Source organism: Candidatus Rokuibacteriota bacterium (assembly GCA_016188005.1).
GTDB lineage: Bacteria > Methylomirabilota > Methylomirabilia > Rokubacteriales > CSP1-6 > UBA12499.
Map to the genome: position 1 here is coordinate 1 of JACPIQ010000130.1, position 6,737 is coordinate 6,737.

Genomic DNA, 6,737 nt, shown 5'->3' on the forward strand with positions numbered 1-6,737 from the left:
CCGGCGTCACTGGACGGGCGTGCTGGAGAAGCTCCGTCAACGTCCTGTTCATGCGGGAGATCTGGGCCTGGACATCAGCCAGCAGGGCGGCCCGCTCGTCCCCGGGCGCCAGCCGGCTGCCGAGGACGTGCAGCGCTCCCGAGATGCCCGCCAGCGGGTTCCGGAGCTCATGCGCGAGCCCCGCCGCCAGCTCGCCCACCGTCGCCAGACGGTCCGACCGGAGCAGCTGCTCCTGCTGCCGCTCGAGGGCCTGCTGGCGCCGCCGGGCCTGCTCGGCCACCACGCCCATGCACAGGCCGACGACGCCGAAGAACGCCACTCGCAGCACGAACCCCGGCTGGGGCGGCGGCCAGGTGCCCGCAAGGGCGTACAGACCTGTCGCGGCAGCGGCCGTCGTCAGCCCCGTGAGCAGGCCGAAGTAGAAGGCGTGCAGTGCGATGAGGAGCGTGAAGGCGAGATGCAGGTCGCTCGCGAACCCGCCGGTGATCCGCACCAGGAAGAAGACCACGGCCAGGTCGAAGACGAGCGCGAGGCGGTACAGGAGCGCGATGCGCCCAGGATGGAGCGCGTTGAGGACATAGAGGCCGATGCTGAAGGCGAGGAAGATGGCCAGGATCGGAAGCCGTGGCGCCCGCGTCCAGTCCGGGGCAAGCGCCCACCAGACGGTCCCGGCCGCCAGCGTTGCCGCGCGCAGCCCGAGGAACCAGAGGTCGAGCGGCTCGAGCCCGACCCGGCGGCCCCAGCGCTCGAGCTGCCCTCCGACGTCCCTCATCCGCGCCGCCCGCCTGCCGCGATCTGGCGCCGGGCTTCGGCCAGCATGGCCCGCGCTCGGTCCGCATCCGGGCCACTCGGCACGAGGGCCAGGAAGGCCCCGAGGGCCTCCTGGGCGGCGGCGTAGTTCTTCTTCCCCGTGAAGAGGAGGTTTGCGCGGTCCCAGTGGGCGTGAGCGTACTTCGGATCGAGGCGGATCGCCGCCTCGATGCGGGCGAGGGCCTCGTCGAGGTGCTTGCCCTGGTAGAGGATGAGGCCCATGTGGGTGATCGCCTCGACGTTCTGCGGCTCACGGGCGAGCACGCGCTTGTACCCCCAGATGGCCGCGGGGAGCTGGCCCTCGTCCAGCGCCAGATGGGCGAAGGCCAGCAGCTTCTTGCTCGGCGCGTCCTCGCGCTCGACCTCCTTGCGCAGCATGTCGAGCTCCGCGCTGACGGCGGGGGCACGGGCCGCTCCGCTCACCGCTGCGGCCGGCCGGGGCGGGGCCGAGCCCCCGCTGGACGTCGAGCGCCCGAGGACCAGGCCCAGGGTCACGCCAAGGACCACGAGAAACCCTGCGCCGAGGGTGAGCGCCAGGGAGCTGCGCAACCACGGCCCACGGATCTGCGGCTTCGAGGCCGCCGCGGACAACTCCAGCCGCGCCTCGCGGTCGGCGGGCGCCGTCATCCGGCCCTCCCCAATCCCGATAGGATCTTCACGATACTCCGGCTCATGCCTTGGCGGCTGCTTTCATGGGCGGATATGCCAGACCGATGCCAGCGCCCTCCCACAGATTACATCCTCAATGAATCAACGTGTTAGGAGTAGGCGAGGGGCGAAGGGCTCTGCACCGCGACCAGGAGCCTCGGTGCTGCTGACCCACCTGTGGGGAAAATTCCCCATAGTCCCGCATCATCGCGTTCCTTGCCGCTTCGCCTCGGCGATGAGCTTGCGCATGTTGTCGGCATCCGGCCCGTCTGGCACGATCCCCAGGAAGGCCTCGGCCGCCTTGACGGCCGCGGGGTAGTCTCGCTTGGCGTAGAAGAGGTACTGGGTCCGGTCCCAGTGCGCGTGGATGTAGCGGGAATCGATGCGGAGCGCCTCCTCGACCTTCCCCAGCGCCTCGTCGACGCGCCCCTCCTGGAAAAGCACGCCTCCCATGTGGGTGATCGCCTCGACGTTCCGCGGCTCGCGCGTGAGGATCCGCTGGTACACCTGGCGGGCCTCGTCGAGCCGGCCCTTGTCGAGCGCGCCATGCGCCAGCTGGAGCAGGCTCGGGATCGGCGCGTCCTCGCGGGCGGCCACCTGCCTGAGCGCCTGCAGCTCGATCTCGGTCATCATCGCGGAGGGATCCACGGCCGGCGCAGTGGACAGGACTCCAGCCGGCGCGCCGGCTCCCCGCTTGCCGTCGAGCCAGCCCCCCACCGTCAGGCCCGCTCCCACGCCGACGACGACCAGGAGCACGGACGCGACGGCGATGGCCACCGGGCTGCGGAGCCACCCCGGGTGCCGCAATGCCGGGGCCGCCGCTGGCTCGGCACGCGCTCCCTGCACCTCGCGCTGCGTTCGCCTCAGACCCAGGTAGAGCTGCCCGGCCTGGCGTTCGCGCTCGGCTCGCTGACGGCCATGCTCATCGGCGCCGAGCCTCCCGGCCGCGAAATCGGCGTCCAGGCTCTCGATCGCCTGCGACACCGCCTCGAGCTGGCGCTTCACCTCTTTGATCCGGCTCATGAATCCTCCTCCCTTGCCCCGCTCCTGATCTCAGCTAACCGACCGGGTGGCCCCCCCGGTCTTCGCCGGCCCCAGGAGCATCGCATGTAAGGGCACAGTGAGCGAGCGCCCGCCAGGGCGGGCGGTCAACCCAGAGACCCCGTCGCTCGTCAGTATGAGTAGGAGGTGTGGCGGCTCGTCTAACCCACGTGGACCCATTATCGGGATACGAGGAGCTGCTCCAGGTGCACTCGGGGCGCCTGCGGCGGCTCTGCCAGCTGCTCCTGGCCGACGGTCAGGAGGCCGAGGAGGTCGTGCAAGAGGTGTTCGTGAAGGCGCTCGAGGCGGAGCGGCGGCAGGGGCCCCCCGCCGACTGGGGACGATGGCTGACGCGCATCGCGGTCAACACCTGCCATGACCGTCGGCGGGCCGGCTGGTGGACGCAGTTCCGGCACTGGAGCGAGCGGATCGAGGAGATCCCGATCGCCGACGAGCGCCAGAGCCCTGAGGAGGCGGCCATCTCTGGCGAGACGAGGCAGCGGGTCTGGCTGGCGTTTCGTGCCCTGCCCGACCGGCAGCGCGAGGTGTTCGTCCTGCGCCATCTGGAGGGCTGGTCGGGGGCGGAGATCGCGGCCGCGCTGGGGCTCAGCCCGGGGAGCGTGAAGCGCCACCTTTTCCGGGCCGTCCATCGGCTGCGCGAGTCTCTCGGGAGGGCGCCGTGAGTCGCTGCCTGTCCGACAAGGCCCTGACGCAGGCCCAGGCCGGCCTGGGCAGCCCGGCCGAGCAGGCCCATCTGGAGTCCTGCCCGAACTGCGCCTGGCGCCTCCGGGCCCTTGCTCGCGACCTGGCCGTCATCGGCCGGGTGCTGGCCACGACCCGCGAGCCACTGACCCGGACCGTGCCCACGGCCCGCCGATGGCTTCCCGCCGCGCTGGGCGCCTCGGCGCTGGCGTTCGCCGCCCTGCTCTGGGTCGAGGTCGCCGTCTGGCGGGCGATGACGGTTGTCCCTCCCCCGCTCCTGACCGAGGAGGCCAGCGCCATGCTGACCGAGGTCTCGGCCGCGCTCTTCTCGGTACGCGGGTACGCCACGGCCACGGCCGAGGCCGAGGAGCTGCTGCTGACGGGAGAGAGTGAGGAGGACGAGGAGGATGGCGAGAGCGAGTGCGACGGACCCGACTGGCTGGCGACGCCGGGTTGCAGCCCCGGCACGCACCCGCCTGCCGGAGTGCCGGAGTCGGGATGGGGGGAGGAGTAACCTTGACTGGCGACCTACCATGGGGAGGACCGAGATGACCACATTGAGCGAGATGAAGACGAGGCTGGGCCGCTGCGCGGCATGGGCGGCCGTCGTGCTGGCCGTGCTGCTCTCCACCGGCGCCGAGCCGGCCGTGGCCCAGGGCATGCGGCATGGCTGGGGACGGGACGGCGGGCTGGCCCTTCCCTTCCTGGTCCGCGCAGTGAAGCTCACTCCCGAGCAGGACGCCAGGGTGCGGGAGATCCTCTCCGCACGCCGCACCGCGGTGCGGAGCACGCTCGAGCAGCTCCGGCAGACGCAGCGGGAGCTGGCGGACAAGCTGCTGGCCCCTGGAGAGGTCCAAGCCGCGGAGATCCAGCCGCAGCTGCAGCAGATCGCCCAGCTCCGCGAGCAGCTCCTCCAGGGCAGCGCGCAGGCCGCCCTCGATGTCCGCGCGATCCTGACGCCGGAGCAGCTCGCCCGGGCGGCTCAGGTGAAGGCCCGCATGCAGCAGCTCCGGGGAGAGATGCGTCAGCTCTTCGAGCCTGCGCGCCCCTGAGGGCGCGCCCCGGGATCACGTGCGGGGCGGGAGCCTCACGTCCGCTGGGCGGCCTGCTCCCGCAGCGAGCGCTTGAGGATCTTGCCGGAGGCGGTCTTGGGCAGCGTCTCCACGAGGCGGACATGGCGCGGTGCCTTGTACACCGACATCTCGCTCCGGCACCACTCGACGATCTCCTGCCCGGTCACCGTGCCCCGGGCAGCGGGCTTGAGCACCACGAAGGCCAGCACGTCCTCGCCGCGGTAGGGATCCGGCACCCCGACCACGCCCACCTCGGCGATGGCGGGGTGCCGGTACATGAGCGCCTCGACCTCGGCCGGGAACACGCTGTAGCCCGACGCCTTGATCATGTCCTTCTTGCGCTCCTCGATGATGAAGTACCCCTCCTCGTCCACGCGCCCGATGTCGCCCGTGTAGAACCAGCCATCGCGGATGGCCTCCGCCGTCGCCTCCGGCCGCCGCCAGTAGCCCTTCATCACCATGGGCCCCCGCACGACGATCTCCCCGGGCTGACCGGGCGGCATCTCCCTCACCCCGTCCTCGAGGCTCACGATCCGCACGTCCGTGAACGGCAGCGGCAGGCCCACCGTCCCGTACTTCGGCCGGTGCAGCGGGTTACTGTGCGTCGGGGCCGTCGTCTCGGTCAGCCCGTAGCCCTCGATGAGCTTGTGGCCTGTCACCGCCTCCCAGCGGCGCGCGATCTCGGCCGGCACGGGCGCGCCGCCGGAGGAGCAGACGCGGAGCGAGGAGAGGTCGAACTGGCGCGTCCGCGGGTCATTCACGATGGCCACGTTGACCGTCGCGATCAAGGTCGTCACCGTGCAGCGGTACTGCTCGAGGTAGATGGCCACGCGGTCGCCGGGATGGAGGCCCTGCCCCTGGAGCCACCCGGCGAAGCGGTCGCTGGCCTCGTCGAGCTCAGCGAAGGAGACCTCCCGGCCGTAGAAGATCAGCGCCGGCTTGTCGCCCAGGCGCTCGGCGTTCCGCGTGAGGAAGACCGGGAGCGGCTCGGCCGGCAGGCGGATCGCCGCCTCGTCCACGCCCGGGGCCCAGTGGCGCGTCCAGATCCGCTCCATCGGTCCGGCGCTACGCGCTGGCCTGGCGGGCGGCCCTGAGCTCCTCCACCACCTCGGGGTTCACCAGCGCCGACAGGTCACCGGCGCTGCCGCCGGTGAGCGCGGCGCGCACCACGCGGCGCATCACCTTGAGGTTCCGCGTCTTGGGCAGGTCGCGCGCGAAGAGCACGCGACGGGGCCGGTAGGAGGCGCCCATGCCCTCCACCAGGGCGCGCGACAGCTCCCGCTCCAGGGCGGCGTCGGTGGCCACACCCGGGCGCGGCACGCACACGCAGACGATGGCCGAGCCCTTGAGCTCGTCGGGCACGCCCACCACCGCGCACTCGACCAGCTTCTCCGTCTTCATCAGCAGGTTCTCGAGCTCCGACGGGCCCGTGCGCTTGCCCGAGACCTTGATCGTGTCGTCCGAGCGGCCGAGGATGTACCAGCAGCCGTCGGCGTCGCGCTGGGCGAAGTCGCCGTGCACCCACAGGCCGGGGATCACGTTCCAGTAGCTCTCGAAGTAGCGCTGATCGTCCCGCCACAGGCTCTTCGTGAGCCCGATGGAGGTCTGCCGCAGCGCCAGCTCCCCCACCTGGCCGGGCGGGCAGGACCGGCCGGCCTCGTCCACGACGTCGGCGCCCATGCCGGGCACGGGCCCGCCGAACGAGCAGGGTTTCAGCTTGTGGTGCACGGTGCCCGTGACGATCAGGCAGCCGACCTCGGTGCCGCCGGAGATGTTCAGCAGCGGCAGCCGCCGCTTGCACACATGGTCGAAGAACCAGTGCCAGGGGGTGTCGGTCCAGGGCTCGCCGCTCGAGCAGGTGATGCGCACGCTCGAGAGATCGTGGCGCGCCACCGGCTCGTCGCCGTAGCGCATCATGCCGCGCACCAGCGTGGGCGAGACGCCGAGGAAGGTGACGCGGTGGTCCTGGATGAGCCGCCAGAGCCGCGCGGTGTCCGGGTAGTCGGGCGCACCCTCGGCCAGCAGCACGCTGCCGCCGAGCATGGACGAGACCATGGCGCTCATCGGGCCGACCATCCAGCCCATGTCCGACATGAAGAAGAAGCGGTCTTCCGGCTTGAAGTCGAGGCAGACGCCGAAGTCCAGCGACATCTTGGCCACGTTCGAGATGTGCGTCCACACCGCGCCCTTGGGCTTGCCCGTGGTTCCCGAGGTGTAGATCAGCACCGCCGGGTCGCTGGCGTCCATCTCCTCGGTCCGGGCCTCCGGGGCCTGCGGCGCCACCCGTTCGTGCCACCAGTGATCGCGCCCGGGCGTCATCGGCGTCTCGACGGCCTCGGCCAGGTAGCGCACGACGATGACGTGCTCGACCGAGGGCACGTTCCTGAGCGCCTCGTCGAGCACGGCCTTCATGGCGCCGGGCTTGCCGCGACGCCAGGCCCCATCGGAGGTGATCACCGCCCG

Annotated in this window: 8 protein-coding genes; 3 read left to right on the forward strand and 5 right to left on the reverse strand. The window is 71.5% G+C overall.

Translation table 11 applies throughout. From position 1 onward, the window contains the following. The 3 genes from HYV93_25125 to HYV93_25135 all read right to left on the reverse strand — a co-directional run. On the reverse strand, positions 1-772 hold a 772-nt coding region (locus HYV93_25125; protein MBI2529255.1), incomplete at its 3' end, for a hypothetical protein. After that, a complete protein-coding gene (locus HYV93_25130; GenBank protein ID MBI2529256.1) occupies positions 769-1,437 on the reverse strand; it encodes a tetratricopeptide repeat protein in 669 nt (222 codons plus the stop codon). The genes HYV93_25125 and HYV93_25130, both read right to left, overlap by 4 nt. A 225-nt stretch (positions 1,438-1,662) precedes the next feature. Continuing rightward, positions 1,663-2,481, reverse strand: a complete 819-nt coding sequence (locus HYV93_25135; protein ID MBI2529257.1) for a tetratricopeptide repeat protein — start codon at positions 2,479-2,481, stop codon at positions 1,663-1,665. Between the two features lie 188 nt (positions 2,482-2,669). Between HYV93_25135 and HYV93_25140 the strand changes: the two genes are divergently transcribed. The 3 genes from HYV93_25140 to HYV93_25150 are packed head-to-tail and all read left to right on the forward strand — an operon-like array spanning position 2,670 to position 4,253. Further along, on the forward strand, positions 2,670-3,182 hold the full coding sequence (locus HYV93_25140; protein MBI2529258.1) for a sigma-70 family RNA polymerase sigma factor: 513 nt from the start codon (positions 2,670-2,672) through the stop codon (positions 3,180-3,182). Next, positions 3,179-3,715, forward strand: a complete 537-nt coding sequence (locus tag HYV93_25145) for a hypothetical protein (protein ID MBI2529259.1) — start codon at positions 3,179-3,181, stop codon at positions 3,713-3,715. Before HYV93_25140 ends, HYV93_25145 begins: the two co-directional genes overlap by 4 nt. Positions 3,716-3,749: 34 nt before the next feature. Further along, positions 3,750-4,253 (forward strand): periplasmic heavy metal sensor, encoded by a 504-nt coding sequence (locus HYV93_25150; GenBank protein ID MBI2529260.1) that lies wholly within the window; start codon positions 3,750-3,752, stop codon positions 4,251-4,253. A 35-nt stretch (positions 4,254-4,288) separates the two neighbouring features. Here the strand turns inward: HYV93_25150 and HYV93_25155 are convergent, their stop codons facing one another. Both HYV93_25155 and HYV93_25160 read right to left on the reverse strand, forming a co-directional pair. Beyond that, positions 4,289-5,329 carry an AMP-binding protein gene (locus HYV93_25155; GenBank protein MBI2529261.1) on the reverse strand — a complete coding sequence of 347 codons (1,041 nt, stop codon included), beginning with the start codon at positions 5,327-5,329 and terminating at the stop codon, positions 4,289-4,291. A gap of 10 nt (positions 5,330-5,339) precedes the next feature. Then, a partial coding sequence (locus tag HYV93_25160; protein MBI2529262.1) for an AMP-binding protein occupies positions 5,340-6,737 on the reverse strand: 1,398 nt, incomplete at its 5' end.

Excerpts from the sequence above, each read along its gene's own strand:
- HYV93_25155 (MBI2529261.1), bottom strand. The coding sequence starts at position 5,329 with ATGGAGCGGATCTGGACGCGCCACTGGGCCCCGGGCGTGGACGAGGCG.
- HYV93_25150 (MBI2529260.1), top strand. The coding sequence starts at position 3,750 with ATGACCACATTGAGCGAGATGAAGACGAGGCTGGGCCGCTGCGCGGCA.
- HYV93_25135 (MBI2529257.1), bottom strand. The coding sequence starts at position 2,481 with ATGAGCCGGATCAAAGAGGTGAAGCGCCAGCTCGAGGCGGTGTCGCAG.
- HYV93_25130 (MBI2529256.1), bottom strand. The coding sequence starts at position 1,437 with ATGACGGCGCCCGCCGACCGCGAGGCGCGGCTGGAGTTGTCCGCGGCG.